The organism is Candidatus Sphingomonas colombiensis (genome assembly GCA_029202845.1).
In the GTDB taxonomy this organism is placed as follows: Bacteria; Pseudomonadota; Alphaproteobacteria; order Sphingomonadales; family Sphingomonadaceae; genus Sphingomonas; species Sphingomonas colombiensis.
Map to the genome: position 1 here is coordinate 208,369 of CP119315.1, position 13,597 is coordinate 221,965.

At 64.6% G+C, this 13,597-nt stretch carries 12 protein-coding genes and 2 tRNA genes; 3 read left to right on the plus strand and 11 right to left on the minus strand.

Annotated elements, in window-relative coordinates; all coding sequences use genetic code 11:
• Nucleotides 1-93: 93 nt before the first annotated feature.
• Complete coding sequence (locus P0Y64_00995) at nucleotides 94-1,782, plus strand: M1 family metallopeptidase (GenBank protein WEK43451.1); 1,689 nt, start codon at nucleotides 94-96, stop codon at nucleotides 1,780-1,782.
• Nucleotides 1,783-1,790: 8 nt separating this feature from the next.
• Here P0Y64_00995 and P0Y64_01000 read toward each other — a convergent pair whose 3' ends face one another.
• The 5 genes from P0Y64_01000 to P0Y64_01020 all read right to left on the minus strand — a co-directional run bounded on the left by P0Y64_01000 (nucleotide 1,791) and on the right by P0Y64_01020 (nucleotide 6,745).
• Nucleotides 1,791-2,369: a GNAT family N-acetyltransferase gene (locus P0Y64_01000; GenBank protein WEK44929.1), complete on the minus strand. Its 579-nt coding sequence runs from the start codon at nucleotides 2,367-2,369 to the stop codon at nucleotides 1,791-1,793.
• A 2-nt stretch (nucleotides 2,370-2,371) separates the two neighbouring features.
• The gene (locus tag P0Y64_01005) at nucleotides 2,372-3,505 is read right to left on the minus strand and encodes an ionic transporter y4hA (protein WEK43452.1); all 1,134 of its coding nucleotides are present in this window, start codon (nucleotides 3,503-3,505) and stop codon (nucleotides 2,372-2,374) included.
• A gap of 172 nt (nucleotides 3,506-3,677) precedes the next feature.
• Entirely contained in the window at nucleotides 3,678-4,949 is a 1,272-nt protein-coding gene (gene clpX, locus P0Y64_01010) for an ATP-dependent Clp protease ATP-binding subunit ClpX (GenBank protein WEK43453.1), read from the minus strand.
• Nucleotides 4,950-5,071: 122 nt separating this feature from the next.
• Nucleotides 5,072-5,761, minus strand: coding sequence for an ATP-dependent Clp protease proteolytic subunit (locus tag P0Y64_01015; protein WEK43454.1), 690 nt, complete (start codon nucleotides 5,759-5,761; stop codon nucleotides 5,072-5,074).
• A 54-nt stretch (nucleotides 5,762-5,815) separates the two neighbouring features.
• Nucleotides 5,816-6,745 (minus strand): glycosyltransferase family 2 protein, encoded by a 930-nt coding sequence (locus tag P0Y64_01020; GenBank protein WEK43455.1) that lies wholly within the window; start codon nucleotides 6,743-6,745, stop codon nucleotides 5,816-5,818.
• Between the two features lie 117 nt (nucleotides 6,746-6,862).
• Between P0Y64_01020 and P0Y64_01025 the strand changes: the two genes are divergently transcribed.
• On the plus strand, nucleotides 6,863-7,441 hold the full coding sequence (locus P0Y64_01025; GenBank protein WEK43456.1) for a DUF4328 domain-containing protein: 579 nt from the start codon (nucleotides 6,863-6,865) through the stop codon (nucleotides 7,439-7,441).
• A gap of 63 nt (nucleotides 7,442-7,504) precedes the next feature.
• Here the strand turns inward: P0Y64_01025 and tig are convergent, their stop codons facing one another.
• Both tig and P0Y64_01035 read right to left on the minus strand, forming a co-directional pair.
• Nucleotides 7,505-9,133: a trigger factor gene (gene tig / locus P0Y64_01030; GenBank protein WEK43457.1), complete on the minus strand. Its 1,629-nt coding sequence runs from the start codon at nucleotides 9,131-9,133 to the stop codon at nucleotides 7,505-7,507.
• A 60-nt stretch (nucleotides 9,134-9,193) separates the two neighbouring features.
• Nucleotides 9,194-9,278: transfer RNA gene (locus tag P0Y64_01035), tRNA-Leu, on the minus strand.
• Nucleotides 9,279-9,386: 108 nt separating this feature from the next.
• Here P0Y64_01035 and P0Y64_01040 point away from each other — a divergent pair.
• Complete coding sequence (locus P0Y64_01040; protein WEK43458.1) at nucleotides 9,387-9,548, plus strand: hypothetical protein; 162 nt, start codon at nucleotides 9,387-9,389, stop codon at nucleotides 9,546-9,548.
• Nucleotides 9,549-9,575: 27 nt separating this feature from the next.
• Here the strand turns inward: P0Y64_01040 and P0Y64_01045 are convergent.
• From P0Y64_01045 to P0Y64_01060, 4 genes are all read right to left on the minus strand, one after another.
• A tRNA-Asp gene (locus tag P0Y64_01045) sits at nucleotides 9,576-9,652 on the minus strand.
• 23 nt (nucleotides 9,653-9,675) lie between these two features.
• Entirely contained in the window at nucleotides 9,676-10,950 is a 1,275-nt protein-coding gene (locus tag P0Y64_01050; GenBank protein ID WEK43459.1) for an AI-2E family transporter, read from the minus strand.
• Between the two features lie 59 nt (nucleotides 10,951-11,009).
• Nucleotides 11,010-11,732, minus strand: coding sequence for a Crp/Fnr family transcriptional regulator (locus tag P0Y64_01055; protein WEK44930.1), 723 nt, complete (start codon nucleotides 11,730-11,732; stop codon nucleotides 11,010-11,012).
• Between the two features lie 118 nt (nucleotides 11,733-11,850).
• Nucleotides 11,851-13,590 (minus strand): AMP-binding protein, encoded by a 1,740-nt coding sequence (locus P0Y64_01060; protein ID WEK43460.1) that lies wholly within the window; start codon nucleotides 13,588-13,590, stop codon nucleotides 11,851-11,853.
• Nucleotides 13,591-13,597: the final 7 nt, after the last annotated feature.

A 13,597-nucleotide genomic window follows, 5' to 3' on the forward strand; every position in this document is an offset into this window, starting at 1 on the left:
GGATACTCCACAGCCGCCCCGACCGGGCGGCGAACAAACCATATATGGTGATGCAACCCGATGCATCAATCATGGTTTGGTCATCCAGACTTTATGACGATCCTCCTCGCGCTCGCCGCCGCCGCGACATTGCCGGCAAAGGGGATGCCTCCCCTCACCGCCCAGACGCAACGTTCGGGTGGCGCGGTCGACGCAGAGCAGGCGAAGCTGGCCTTCGATCACGCCGATCTGTCGCTCGAGGTCTATCCCGAAAAACACGCGTTGAGCGGCATCGCCATGCTCACCTTTACGGCACGCGCCCCGCTCGATCGGGTGGTGCTCGATCTCGATCGCAATTTCGCCATATCGGCGATCGTAGTGGATGACGCGCCGTTGCCGAAAGGCGCGTGGCGCAACCCTGAGGGGCGGCTGACCATCACCCTGCCCCAGAGCGTCGCGACCGGGGGCAAGGTGCGGGTGGCGATCACTTATGGCGGCACGCCGCACGTCGCGGTCAACGCGCCATGGGACGACGGAATGGTCTGGGCGCAGACGCCGGACAAGAAGCCGTGGATCGCCTCCACCGATGAAGGTTATGGTTGCGATCTGCTCTGGCCCTGCCTCGATTTCCCGACCGGCGAGCCGGCGCTGGTCGATCTGCACATCACCGTGCCCAAGGGATTGAAGGCGCCCGCCAACGGCGTGCTGCTCGGCGTCGACACGCTGCCCGACGGCCGCACCCGTTGGAACTGGCGCGCGCGCCAACCTAACACTTATGCCATCGCCCTCAATATCGCGCCCTATGAGGAGATTTCGGGGAGCTACCACAGCCGCTTCGGCAACACGATCGCGATGCATTATTGGTATCTGCCCGGCGAGGAGGCGCAGGCCCGCGCCTTGTTCGCGGAATTCGCGCCGGCGCTTGATTTCTTCGAAAGCATGATCGGCCCCTATCCGTGGGGCGACGAGAAGGTCGGCGTGGTCGAAACGCCGCACAAGGGCATGGAACACCAAACGATCAACGCCTACGGCAACGGCTATGCCAAGGCGCCCGAGGGGTTCGACTGGCTGTTCCACCATGAATTCGCCCACGAATGGTTCGGCAACCAGATGACGGTCGCGAATTGGGACGATTATTGGCTGCACGAAGGCTTCGCGAGCTACATGCAGCCGCTCTACGGCCGCTGGCGCGAGGGCGAAGCACGCTACATCGTTATGCTCGATCAACAGCGCAATGAGATCACCAATCGCGCGCCCGTTGTCTCCGGCCAGTTGCGCACCGAAGAGGAGGTCTATGAACCGTCGAAGGGCGGCCCCGCGACCGATATCTATTACAAGGGCGCCTGGACGCTCCACACCCTGCGCTGGCTGATCGGCGACACCGCTTTCTTCGATGCGACGCGGCGGCTGGTCTATGGCCGGCCCGATCCGAAGCCGGGCAATTTCGCCCCACGTTATGGCTCGACCGCCGATTTCGAGCGCGCGGTGAAGGTGTCGAGCGGGCGCGATCTCGGGTGGTTCTTCGACGCTTATCTCCGCCGCGCCGCGCTGCCCGAATTGATCGAGACGCGTGATGGCGACGCGTTGACGCTGGAATGGCAGGCTGGCGGACCGTTCCCGATGCCGATCGAGTTATCGGTCGATGGCGTTGTGCAGCGCGTCGATCTGCCGGACGGCAAAGCGACGCTTACGGTGCCGTCCGGCGCGCGTGTCGTGATCGATCCGATGGCAAGAGTGCTGCGGCGCTCGATCGCGGTGGAGCAATATCAGGCGTGGCGCGATCGCCAGGCTCAGCCGAAATAAGCGATTCCTCACCCCGCCGGGCGCAGCATCGACCAGAAGCGCGGGCCGCCTTTCGGCACATGCCATTCGGCCGTGATCTCGAAGCCAAGCGCGCGATAGAAGCCAAGATTCCGCTCTGTCGCGGTTTCGAGATAGACCGGCAAGCGCCCCGCCCCGCGCTCCAGCCCGGCGCGCACCGCCATGCCGCCCAGCCCTTTGCCCTGCGCCACCGTGTCGCATCCGGCGATGTGCAGATACCAATAATCGCCGGTCGGGTGATGCGCGGTGATCGCGTCCGAGAGGGTCAGCGCCCGCCGCGCGCCGCCGATGCCGAGCGCATGAAGCAGCGCGGGCGCATTCCGCACGATCTCCCATGTCGAGAGGTCGGCATCGCCCGGCCCGCGCCACAAGGTCGCCGCCTCGCCGCCCGGCGTCACCAGCCGCATCCCGCCGGCGTCGCCGTCGAACAACAGGCGGAACAGGCGCGGCAGGCGACGCGCGCGGTCGGCGGGATCGGGCAATATCCACGATGTCGCCGGATCCTCGGCAAACGCGCGTGCCAGCATCGCCGCGATCGCATCGCGATCCGCGTTGCCGGCGACCCGCATCGTCACGGAACCACCGTGACGAACAGATAGACCGCGAAGATCACCAGATGCACCACCCCGCCCAGGATCGTCGTGCGCCCGGTGCCGAGCGAAAGCGTGATCGAGATCAAAGACAGGAACAGCAGCGTCAGGCTTTTCGCCCCGATGCCCAATGTCAGCGGCAAGCCCAGCAGCAGCGAAACGACGGCAACGGTGGGAATGGTCAGCCCGATCGACGCCAGCGCCGATCCCAGCGCGAGATTGAGGCTCGTCTGAAGCCGATCGCGCCGCGCCGCGCGGAACGCGGCGACGCCTTCCGGCGCCAGCACCAGCGCCGCGATCACCACGCCGACCACGGCCAGCGGCAATCCCGCGTCGAGCACCGCCTTCTCGACTGTCGCAGCCAGTCCCTTTGCGAGCAGCACTACGCCGACCAGCGCGACGAGCAATACGCCCAACGCGATCCACGCCGTTTGCGCCGACGGCGCGTCGGCATGGTCTTCTTCACCATGCCCCTCGCCTTCGGGCAGGAAATAACTGCGATGGCGCACCGTCTGCACCAGCACGAACGTGCCGTAGAGGATCAACGAGACGATCGCGACGAACACGAGTTGCGATGGCGCATAGACCGGGCCCGGCGCGCTCTCGACATAATTGGGCAGCACGAGCGTCAGCACCGCCATCGCCACCAGCACGTTGAGCGCCGCCGATACCCCGCTCAGCGTGAAGCTCTGCTCGCGAAACTCCACCCCTCCCGCGAGCAGACAGATGCCGACGATGCCGTTGAGGATGATCATGATCGCGGCGAACACCGTATCGCGCGCCAGCGTGGAGGCATCACCCGCGCCGGAGAGCATCAGGCTGACGATCAGCGACACCTCGATCACCGTCACCGCGACGGCGAGCACCAACGTCCCGAATGGCTCGCCCACCTTGTGCGCGACAACTTCGGCGTGATGCACCGCCGCCAGCACGCTACCGATCAGGATCACGGCGGCGGCGATCGTGCCCAGCGTACCCAGCTTGGCCAGCCCCACCGGCACCGCGACCATCGCGAGCAACGGAAAAGCGATGGACCACCATGGCAAGCCGATTCGGCTGATCCGCTGTGGGCCGTGCGTGGTGGTGGCCGGCGGCGTCTGTTCGGTTGCGCTCATAATCCTCCCGTGTCGATACGGACGAAAATGCGCGTAATTCGCTCGTCTTTCCAGCGTGCCACGTAAAAAAGCATATCGCCCGGCGCGATCGCGGCGGCACGCGCATCCCAAAAGAAAACGGGCGCCCCTTTCAGGACGCGCGCTTCATCAGGTTTTCTGTCGATCGCCGCGATCAGGCGGCGTCGCCGGCCTTCTTCTTCTCGGCATAGACGCGAATCGGCTCCTTGCGGCCCTCCACCACGTCCTTGTCGATCATTATTTCGTCGACGCCCTGCATGCCGGGCAGATCGAACATCGTATCGAGCAATATGCTTTCGAGGATCGAGCGCAGCCCGCGCGCGCCGGTCTTGCGTTCGATCGCCTTCTTGGCGACCGCGACCAGCGCCTCGTCGGTGAAGCTCAGCTTCACGTCCTCATCGCTGAGCTCGAACAGCTTCTGATATTGTTTGACCAGCGCGTTCTTCGGCTCGGTCAGAATCTTCACCAGCGCCGGCACATCGAGATCTTCCAGCGTCGCGACGACCGGCAGACGACCGACGAACTCTGGGATCAGGCCGAACTTGAGCAGATCTTCCGGCTCGGTCTGGCGCAGCATCTCGCCGGTGCGCTTTTCCTCCGGCGCGGCGACATAGGCGCCGAAGCCGATCGACTTGCCCTGAAGGCGGTCACCGATGATCTTCTCAAGACCCGAGAAGGCGCCGCCGCAGATGAACAGGATGTTCGTCGTGTCGACCTGCAGGAATTCCTGCTGCGGATGCTTGCGGCCGCCCTGCGGGGGCACCGAGGCGGTGGTGCCCTCCATCAGCTTGAGCAGCGCCTGCTGCACGCCCTCACCCGAAACGTCGCGGGTGATCGAGGGATTTTCGGCCTTGCGGCTGATCTTGTCGATCTCGTCGATATAGACGATGCCGCGCTGCGCCCGCTCGACGTTATAGTCGGATGCCTGGAGCAGCTTCAGGATGATGTTCTCGACATCCTCGCCGACATAGCCAGCCTCGGTCAACGTCGTCGCGTCGGCCATGGTGAACGGCACGTCGAGGATACGCGCCAGCGTCTGCGCCAGCAGCGTCTTGCCGCAGCCGGTGGGGCCGACGAGCAGGATGTTCGATTTGGCGAGTTCTACGTCGGCACCCTTGGCGCCGTGGTTGAGCCGCTTGTAGTGATTGTGCACCGCGACCGACAGGACACGCTTCGCCTGTTTCTGGCCGATCACATAATCGTCCAGCACGTCGCAGATTTCCTGCGGCGTCGGCACGCCCCCATCCTTCTTGGAAACGAGCGCGGACTTCGTTTCCTCGCGGATGATGTCGTTGCACAGCTCGACGCATTCGTCACAGATGAAGACCGTCGGGCCGGCGATGAGCTTGCGGACCTCATGCTGCGATTTACCGCAGAACGAGCAGTAGAGGGTGCTCTTGGAGTCGCCGCCGGAGAGCTTCGTCATTCAATCGATCCTTTCGCGCCCCCGCGCGGGGGGCGACTTTCGGGCCGGGCATGGTAACCCGGCCCGTCACGAAACGGCAATGCCTGAATGTGACTAACGTGCGTCGTCAGCCACGATGGCATTCAGGCCGCTGCCGCAATATCATCGGCTGGCGCCGGGCGTTTGTCGAACACCTCGTCGATCAGGCCGAATTCCTTCGCCTCGTCCGCCGACATGAACTTGTCGCGATCCATCGACCGCTCGATCTCGTCCAGCGGCTTGCCGGTATATTTGGCGTACAGCGAGTTGAGGAAGTGGCGCATGCGCAGAATCTCGCGCGCCTGAATCTCGATATCCGCGGCCATGCCCTGCGCCCCGCCTGACGGCTGGTGGATCATGATTCGCGCATTGGTCAGCGCCACGCGCATCCCCGGCTCACCGGCGGCGAGCAGGAACGAACCCATCGACGCCGCCTGACCGATGCACACCGTGCCGACGCGCGGGCGGATGTATTGCATCGTATCATGGATCGCCATGCCCGCCGTGACGACACCGCCCGGCGAGTTGATGTACATGAAGATGTCCTTCTTCGGATTTTCCGATTCTAGGAACAGCAGCTGCGCGGTGATCAGGCTCGCCATGCCATCCTCGACCCCGCCGGTGACGAAGACGATTCGCTCACGCAGCAGGCGCGAGAAGATGTCGAACGAGCGCTCGCCGCGGTTCGACTGCTCGATGACGATCGGAACGAGGCCCGCCTGGGTCTGCTGCAGGCCAAGGCCCGCGCTGGCCAGCTTGCCCGCGAAATCGCCAGTGTCGAACGGATTGTGCATGGAAGACTCTCTTTGCAGGATGGATCGCCAACATCGGCGCTCAGCCGGGCTTGTTCAAGCCCCGCGCGACGGGGCACGATGCGCGAGATAGGCGAGCCGCCGAACCTCGCGCCGTCCGTGCACCACGGTATCGAGGATCAGCCCGGCGAATCCGTTCAGCGCGGCGAGAATCGTCAGGCCCGTGACGAGGATCGCGGTCGGGAAGCGCGGCACCAGCCCGGTCTGTGCATAAGTAGCCACCAGCGGCGCTGCGAGGATCAGCGCCAGCAGCAGCAGCAAGGCACCGAGCGCACCGAAGAACCACAAGGGCCGCTCGATACGATAGAGCGTGATGATCGTGCGGAGAATGCGCCAGCCGTCGCGATAGGTGGAAAGCTTGGAGGTCGAGCCTTCCGGCCGCGCGTAATAAGGCGTCTCGATCTCGGCCACCGGCATCTTGAGTTCGAGCGCGTGGACGCTGATCTCGGTCTCGATCTCGAAACCCGCCGACAGCACCGGGAAACTCTTGGCGAATCGACGCGAGAAAACGCGGTAGCCGGAGAGGATGTCGGTGAAGCTGCGCCCGAACAGCCGCGTAAGCATCCCCGTCAGCAACGCATTGCCGAAACGGTGCCCGCGCCGATAGGCCTCGGTCGCCTCACCAACACGGCTGCCAACCACCATGTCGAGCTGCTCGTCGAGCACGCGCGCCACCAGCGCCGGGGCGGAGGCCGCGTCATACGTCGCGTCGCCATCGGCCATCACATAGATGTCGGCATCCACGTCGGCGAACATCCGCCGCACCACCGCGCCCTTGCCCTGAATGCGCTCGGACCGGACGATCGCCCCGGCGGCACGCGCCACCTCGATCGTGCGATCGCTCGAATTATTGTCGTAAACGTAGATTACCGCCGTCGGGAGCGCCTCACGAAAACCGGCAATCGTCTGCGCGATCGCCGCTTCCTCGTTATAGCATGGCAGCAGCACGGCGATCGTTGGTTTCATCGCTTCCCCAATAACAGGATCGCGCGAACCTTCGAGCCCCTTTTGTCGCGATGCGCCACGCATTGACGCGGCGGCGCGCCCGTCGATAACTTCAGCGCAAACAGGGGGGGAATTAGGATGGGGATGCGCAATCTCGGCGGTCTGGCGGCCGCGGTAATCGTAATGGTCGCGATAAATGCGTTGGTAACGCCGGTCGTTGTGATGTGCGCCTGGTTCGCACCGACTTTCTACACGACACAGATCGGGCCGATCGCCAGCACGATGTATGCCGGTGCGCTGATCTTTACGATCGCCACGATGATAGTCTTCGCGATATGGATTCATCGCGCGGGCAAAAATCTGGTCGATGCGGGGCTGGACTCGCTGGAATTCACGCCCGCCGCGCGCATCTGGTGGTTCTTCGTTCCGTTCGCCAATCTGGTCAAACCGCTCCACGGCATGCGCGAACTGTGGAACGCGAGCCACGGTGACTGGCCCTATGATCGCAATCAGCCGTTGCTCGCGACATGGTGGGCATTGTGGCTGATCAGCGGCTTCGCGGCCAATCTCGCCCGGCGCGTGCAGCTTCCCGCCCTCATTCTGGCCAGCGCCGCCATTGGCATCGCGCTGGCGGTCGTCGCCATCATGCTGGTCCGCAGTATCACCGCGGCACAGGGAAATCTTGGCGACCGTGCGCTGACGGAAATCTTCGCCTGACAGCAATCGGGCGGGGCCGTCCCACGACGCCCCCGCCCGTTGATGCTCACATTCGGCCCGAAATCAGGCCTTGGGAGCGGCCTTCTTCGCCGGCGCCTTCTTGGCGGGCTTGGCAGCCTCGTCGGCGGCCGGAGCCTCGTCCTTGGCAGCGGCCTTCTTCGCCGGCGCCTTCTTGGCGGCAGGCTTCTCAGCCTCTTCCGTCGGAGCCTCGTCCGTGGCGGCTGCCTTCTTGGCAGGAGCCTTCTTCGCCGGCTTCGCCTCGGCCGCGTCCTCGCTCACGTCAGCCTTTTTCGCTGCGGCCTTCTTGGCGCGCGGCTTGTGGTTGTCGTGATCGTGGCTGTGCGTGCCGGTAGAGAAACCGTCGTCGCTCTCGATCGCGGCTTCCAGCTCCTCACGGGTGGTTTCGCTGTCGGTGATCTCGGCCTTGTCGAACAGGAAGTCGACGACCTTGTCCTCATACAGCGGCGCACGCAGCTGGGCAGCAGCCATCGGCTCCTGCTGGATGTACTGGATGAAGCGCTGCTGATCCTCACCGCGATATTGCTGCGCGGCCTGGCCGATCAGGCGGTTCATTTCCTGCTGCGTCACTTCGACGCCGTTCGCCTGGCCGATTTCGGACAGGAGCAGGCCGAGGCGCACGCGGCGCTCCGCGATCTTGCGGTAATCGTCGCGATCGCTCTCCAGCTCTTCCATCGCCGCCTTCGGGTCGGCCTCATGGGTCGCTTCATGCTCGAGCTGCTGCCAGATCTGGGCGAACTCGGCCTCAACCATCGACGGCGGCACTTCGAAATCATGCCCCGCGGCGAGCTGATCGAGCAGCTTGCGCTTCATATAGGTGCGCGTGAGCCCGTTATGCTCCTGCTCGATCTGGCCCTTGAGCAGGCCCTTGAGCTGCTCAAGGCTCTCGAGGCCGAGGTTCTTCGCCAGATCCTCGTCGATCTTGCTCTCGGCTGCGGTCTTCACCGACTTGACGGTGAGATCGAACGTCGCGTCCTTACCGGCAAGTTCCTTCGCCGGATAATCTTCCGGGAAAGTGACCTTGATCTGGCGCTCTTCGCCGTTCTTCACGCCGACGACCTGATCCTCGAAACCCGGGATCAAGCGGCCTTCGCCAAGCTCGATCGCCATGTCGGTGCCGGTGCCGCCCTCGAAGGCAACGCCGTCCAGCGTCTTGCCGACGAAATCGACGGTCACCTGATCGCCGATCTTCGCCTTGTGCGTCGCCTTGGCGTCTTCCCAGCGCTTCATCTGGTCGGCGAACTTCTGGAGCTGCTCGTCCAGCGCTTCGTCCGAAACCGGCACGGTCAGGCGGTCCAGCTTCAGCGCGTCAATCGCCGGGGTCGGCACCTGCGGCAGCACTTCGAGCGCGACCTTGATCTCGGCATCCTTGCCGGGCTCATAGCCTTCGCCGAGTTCCACCGACGGCTGCATCGCCGGGCGAAGCTGCTTTTCGGCGAGCAGGTTCTGCACGCCTTCCTGGATGGAGGTGTTGAGCGCGTCCTGCAACAGCGACGGGCCGTGCATCTTGCGAACCAGATTGGCGGGCACCTTGCCGGGGCGGAAGCCGGGCATGCGAATCTGCGGCGCAACGCGCTTCAGTTCGGCATCGACCTTTTTCTCGATGTCCTTGGCGGTGATGGTCAGCGTGTAGCCGCGCTTCAGGCCTTCGTTCAACGTCTCGACAGTCTGCATCGTCAGCCTTCGTAAAGGAAAAATCCAGGTGGGAGGTGCCGCCCCGCAAAGGCGGGTGACTGGTGCGGGCGAAGGGACTCGAACCCCCACATCTTGCGATGGCAGGACCTAAACCTGCTGCGTCTACCAGTTCCGCCACGCCCGCATGGGACACCTGCCGAAGTGCGCGCCTCTATACCGCCCGGATCACTTCGGCAAGTCGCACGCGGAAACCGCGCGCGCCATACGCGTTTACCGTGGGAAAGGATCATCAATGGCCACACCACCGCCGCCGGATGTGCCGCAACCGAGCCAGCCCGGCACGCCCGAAACGCCGCCGCCGGAAATCGATCCGCCCGGCCCGGACATCGATCAGCCCGCGCCAAATGGCCCGGCAGACGATCCCGCTCCGGCGAATCCTGTTGCGATTTTCTGAGTTTACGCCTTCCCCCGAAAGAGGGGGTGGCGCGAGTGACGGGGCTCGAACCCGCGACCTCCGGCGTGACAGGCCGGCGCTCTAACCAACTGAGCTACACCCGCTTGGAAAGCGTGAGGCGCGCCAACTAGGCGGGGGCGCCGGGGCTGTCAACAGGGGTTGGCGAACCTTTTTCAAATCTTCTTGAACGGCGGCGTTCCTGGCGCACCAATGTGCCATGCTCGAACAGGAAACCGGCGATGTCCGGCTTGCCCGCCGCGCCGAGCACCGTCTGGAGGATCACCAGCAGCGGCACCGCCAGCAGCGCGCCCGGCGTGCCCCAGATCCATCCCCAGAAGCTGATCGAGATGAGAATCAGAATAGGGCTGACGGTCAGGCGATGCCCGACGATCAGCGGGGTCAGCACGTTCGCCTCGATCAGATGGCAGGCATACATGATCCCCGGCGCGGCCAGCGCCGTCCATACGTCGCCAAAGGTCATCAGCGCGCCGATCGCGATCAGCAGCGCCGCCACGACCGGCCCGAAATAAGGGATGTAGTTAAGCAGCGCGACGATCCCGCCCCACATCAGCGGGAACGGCATTCCCAGCAGATGCAGCGCGCCCGCGACGATCAGCCCCAGCGCGACATTGATGACGGTGATCGTGCCCAGATAAGACGATACATGGTCCACCACGTCCTGAATCACCCGCGCGGTAGCCATCGCGCCGCCGAAACTGGTGCGGCTGGTGATCGTGCGTTCGCGAATCCGCGTCCAGCCCGATAGGAAGAAGAACGTGACCAGCACCGCATAGAAAAGCTGGACGATGGCCGCCGGGGCGGAGGTCGCGGCGAGTTCCAGAATCGAGCTGGGCGGCGCCACGGCCGCGGTGGGAGACGGACGAACCGGGGTTGCGGCAATCTGGTGCAGCGTGCGGTTCGCATAGCGCTCCAGGTTCGAATAAAGATCGAGCAACGGCGCGAGATTTTCCTGAATCCGCCCGATTCGCTTTGGCAGCAACCGGAAGAAGTCGATCGCGGGAAACACGATCGCCGCCACCACCACGTTCGCGGCGAGCAGGAACAGCAGCACACAGATCAGCGCAGCGAGCGCCGATGGGATGCGCCGCCGCTCCAGCCATTCGAGCAGCGGAATCAGCGCGATGCCGACGACGAGCGCCACGGTGGTGGGAAGGAAAAACTCCGCCCCCGCCTTTAGCGCGAAAGGCGTGCCGAGCATGACGCCAAGGCCTGCGAGCAGAGTCAGCGCCGCAAGCAACCGATCCCGCCGCAGCGCGATCCGCGCGTCCTCGATCCCGTTCGCGGTAAGCGGCAAGCCGAAGGCCCCTTCGGCCGGCGGGGACGACGGCGAGGATGGCGGAGGCGGCGTCAAGTCGCCAGGGTGCGCGGGCCGATCTGCCATCACGCGATCCTAGCAACGAACCGGGAACACCGCCAGCGCCGCGCTAGAACGCCAACCACTCAGATTCCACGCCACGGCCCATCATCGAGATACAGATAATCGGGATCGAACTCCCCGATTCGCGCCAGCCGGGCGAAATCCCGGATATGGGCGTAACCACGCGTTACCTCGGCCACCCCCTCCTCCCGCAATCGCCGGAGCGTGCGGTTGACGTGGACGCTGGTGAGCCCGCACGCTTCGCCCAGATCCTGCTGGGTGAGCGGCAAGGCGAAGCGTCCGTCGACCGCTCGCCCCACCGCCCCCATGCGCAGATTCGTCTCGCACAGAAAATGCGCCACCCTGCCGACCGCTTCGAGCCGACCGATGCGGAAAATCCATTCACGATGCAGCGCCGCATCAAGCAGCGTGCTGAACCACAGCAATTTCGCCAGATGCGGCATCGTCGCCATGATCACATCGAGCCGATCGTGTGGCACCAGCGCGATGCGCGCCTCTGTGATCGTGGCGATATCATGATCGATATGGCGTGTCGGATAGCCGTGCAGATCGACGAAATCGCCCGGGATCTGATAGGATACGAGCTGCCGATACCCATCCCGCGCATCCATGTAGCGACAGATATAGCCATCGATCAGCAGGGTGCTGTTGTGCAGCCGATCGGCCCGCCGCGCGATGATTCGCCGTGGCGGCACGACCACCACGTCCCCGATCGCCGCTTCGAGCGCCGCCTTTTCCTCGATCGTCAATTCATCGCGGCGACGCCCGCGCAGGAAATCCCTCATGCGGTCCAAGCGTCACTCTCCGATCCATCACGCCGCTACTCCCCGGTCGTAATGTTCCGGCATTGGAACAGTTCCGAAACACCGGGCAGAAAAGCGCGGGGCCGCGGCGGCTTGGGGATCAGGCTGCGGCGCGATCCTCGAACAGCGCCTTCAGATCGCGCTTCATGATCTTGCCATTGGCGTTGCGCGGCAGCGTCTCGGTGGTGAAGCGGATCGCCACCGGCACCTTGAACGCCGCGAGCCGCCCGCGCACCCACGCCTGAAGCTCCGCCTCGGCCACCGTCGTGCCCGGCGCGAGATGCACCACCGCCGCCGGCTCCTCGCCCAGCGTGCGATGCGGCACGCCGATCACCGCGCAGTCGGTCACCGCCGGGTGATCGTAGAGGACGTTCTCCACCTCGCTCGAATAGATATTCTCGCCGCCGCGGATCAGCATGTCCTTGGCGCGATCCACGATGAAGCAGAAGCCCTCCTCATCAAGCCGCGCGAGATCGCCCGTGCGCACCCAGCCATCGACGAAGGTCGCTGCGGTCGCCTCCGGCTTGTTCCAATATCCCTTCACCACCATCGGTCCGCGCGCCCATAGTTCGCCGATCTCGCCAACCGGCAATTCGCGCTGCCCATCCGCATCCATGATCCGCAGGTCAGCAACCGCGACCGGCGGCCCCGCGCTCTCCGGCCGGTTGAGATAATCCTCCGCGCCATGGGTGGTGACGGTGGCGGTCGTCTCGGTCATTCCCCAGCCGTTGGCCGGAAACGCTTTCAGATCGACCGCGATCTTGCGCACGAGTTCCGGCGCGGACGGCGCGCCGCCATAGGCCATCATCTCCAGGCTGGAGAGGTCGAAGCGGTGGCGTTCGGGATGCTCCAGCAATTGCCAGGCGATCGTCGGCACGCCGCCGGTGGAATTGACGCGCTCGCGCTCGATGATCTCCATCGCCGGCAGCGCCTCGAATTTGCGCATGTAGATCGTGGTATTGCCCGCCGCCATCGCGCTCATCAGCCCGGCGGAAAGCGCGGTGGCGTGGAATAGCGGGATCACCGTCAGACCCACTTTGTGCGTCGGCTCGGGCAATGGCTCGCCGCGCCGCACGAATATCCGCGCCATCGAAAAACCGCTCGACAGGATATTCGTCATGAAATTGCGATGGGTGCCGAGCGCCCCCTTCGGATTGCCGGTCGTGCCGCTGGTGTAGAGAATCGAAACATCGTCGTCGGGCACCAGATCGGTTTCGGGCAAATCGCGATCCGGCAGCGCCATCCAGCCGTTGGGGGCACCGATCACGCCCTCAAGCCGTTCCGCCGGCTTGGCCAACGGCGTAACGGCGCGACTCACCAGCACACGCTCGAGCGCGGGAAGCTCGTCGAGGTGCGGCGTGATGCGGGTCCAGCGCTCGTCATCCGCGATCAGCAGCTTCGCCCCCGAATCACTCAGGCCATAAGCAAGCTCGTCGCCCGTCCACCACGCATTGAGCGGCACCGCGATCGCGCCGATCACCGTGGTCGCGAAGAAACCGACGACCCATTCCGGCAGGTTGCGCATCGCGATCGCCACGCGATCCCCCTTCTCCACGCCATGGGCGCGGAGATCCGCCGCGAGGGCCGCGATCGCGCGGAACTGCGCCTCATAACTGACGCGCTCATTCTCGTAGATCGTTGCGAGCCGATCGCCATGAATGCGCGAGAGGCGGACCAGCGCGGCCATGTGCGGCGGCACGTTCTTCCATACCCGCGTCGGCCGGCCGTCGATTTCCGCCATCTCCATTTCGAAACGGGAGCCCGATGCGGTAAGAATCGCCGTTGCTTCGGCCAGCGTCACCGCCGGCCATGTCGTGACGGCGGCCGATTGATTCTCCACGGTGATC

Coding starts and splice junctions, on each gene's coding strand:
- P0Y64_00995 (WEK43451.1), top strand. CDS start 94: ATGACGATCCTCCTCGCGCTCGCCGCCGCCGCGACATTGCCGGCAAAG.
- P0Y64_01000 (WEK44929.1), bottom strand. CDS start 2,369: ATGCGGGTCGCCGGCAACGCGGATCGCGATGCGATCGCGGCGATGCTG.
- P0Y64_01005 (WEK43452.1), bottom strand. CDS start 3,505: ATGAGCGCAACCGAACAGACGCCGCCGGCCACCACCACGCACGGCCCA.
- clpX (WEK43453.1), bottom strand. CDS start 4,949: ATGACGAAGCTCTCCGGCGGCGACTCCAAGAGCACCCTCTACTGCTCG.
- P0Y64_01015 (WEK43454.1), bottom strand. CDS start 5,761: ATGCACAATCCGTTCGACACTGGCGATTTCGCGGGCAAGCTGGCCAGC.
- P0Y64_01020 (WEK43455.1), bottom strand. CDS start 6,745: ATGAAACCAACGATCGCCGTGCTGCTGCCATGCTATAACGAGGAAGCG.
- P0Y64_01025 (WEK43456.1), top strand. CDS start 6,863: ATGGGGATGCGCAATCTCGGCGGTCTGGCGGCCGCGGTAATCGTAATG.
- tig (WEK43457.1), bottom strand. CDS start 9,133: ATGCAGACTGTCGAGACGTTGAACGAAGGCCTGAAGCGCGGCTACACG.
- P0Y64_01040 (WEK43458.1), top strand. CDS start 9,387: ATGGCCACACCACCGCCGCCGGATGTGCCGCAACCGAGCCAGCCCGGC.
- P0Y64_01050 (WEK43459.1), bottom strand. CDS start 10,950: ATGGCAGATCGGCCCGCGCACCCTGGCGACTTGACGCCGCCTCCGCCA.
- P0Y64_01055 (WEK44930.1), bottom strand. CDS start 11,732: ATGAGGGATTTCCTGCGCGGGCGTCGCCGCGATGAATTGACGATCGAG.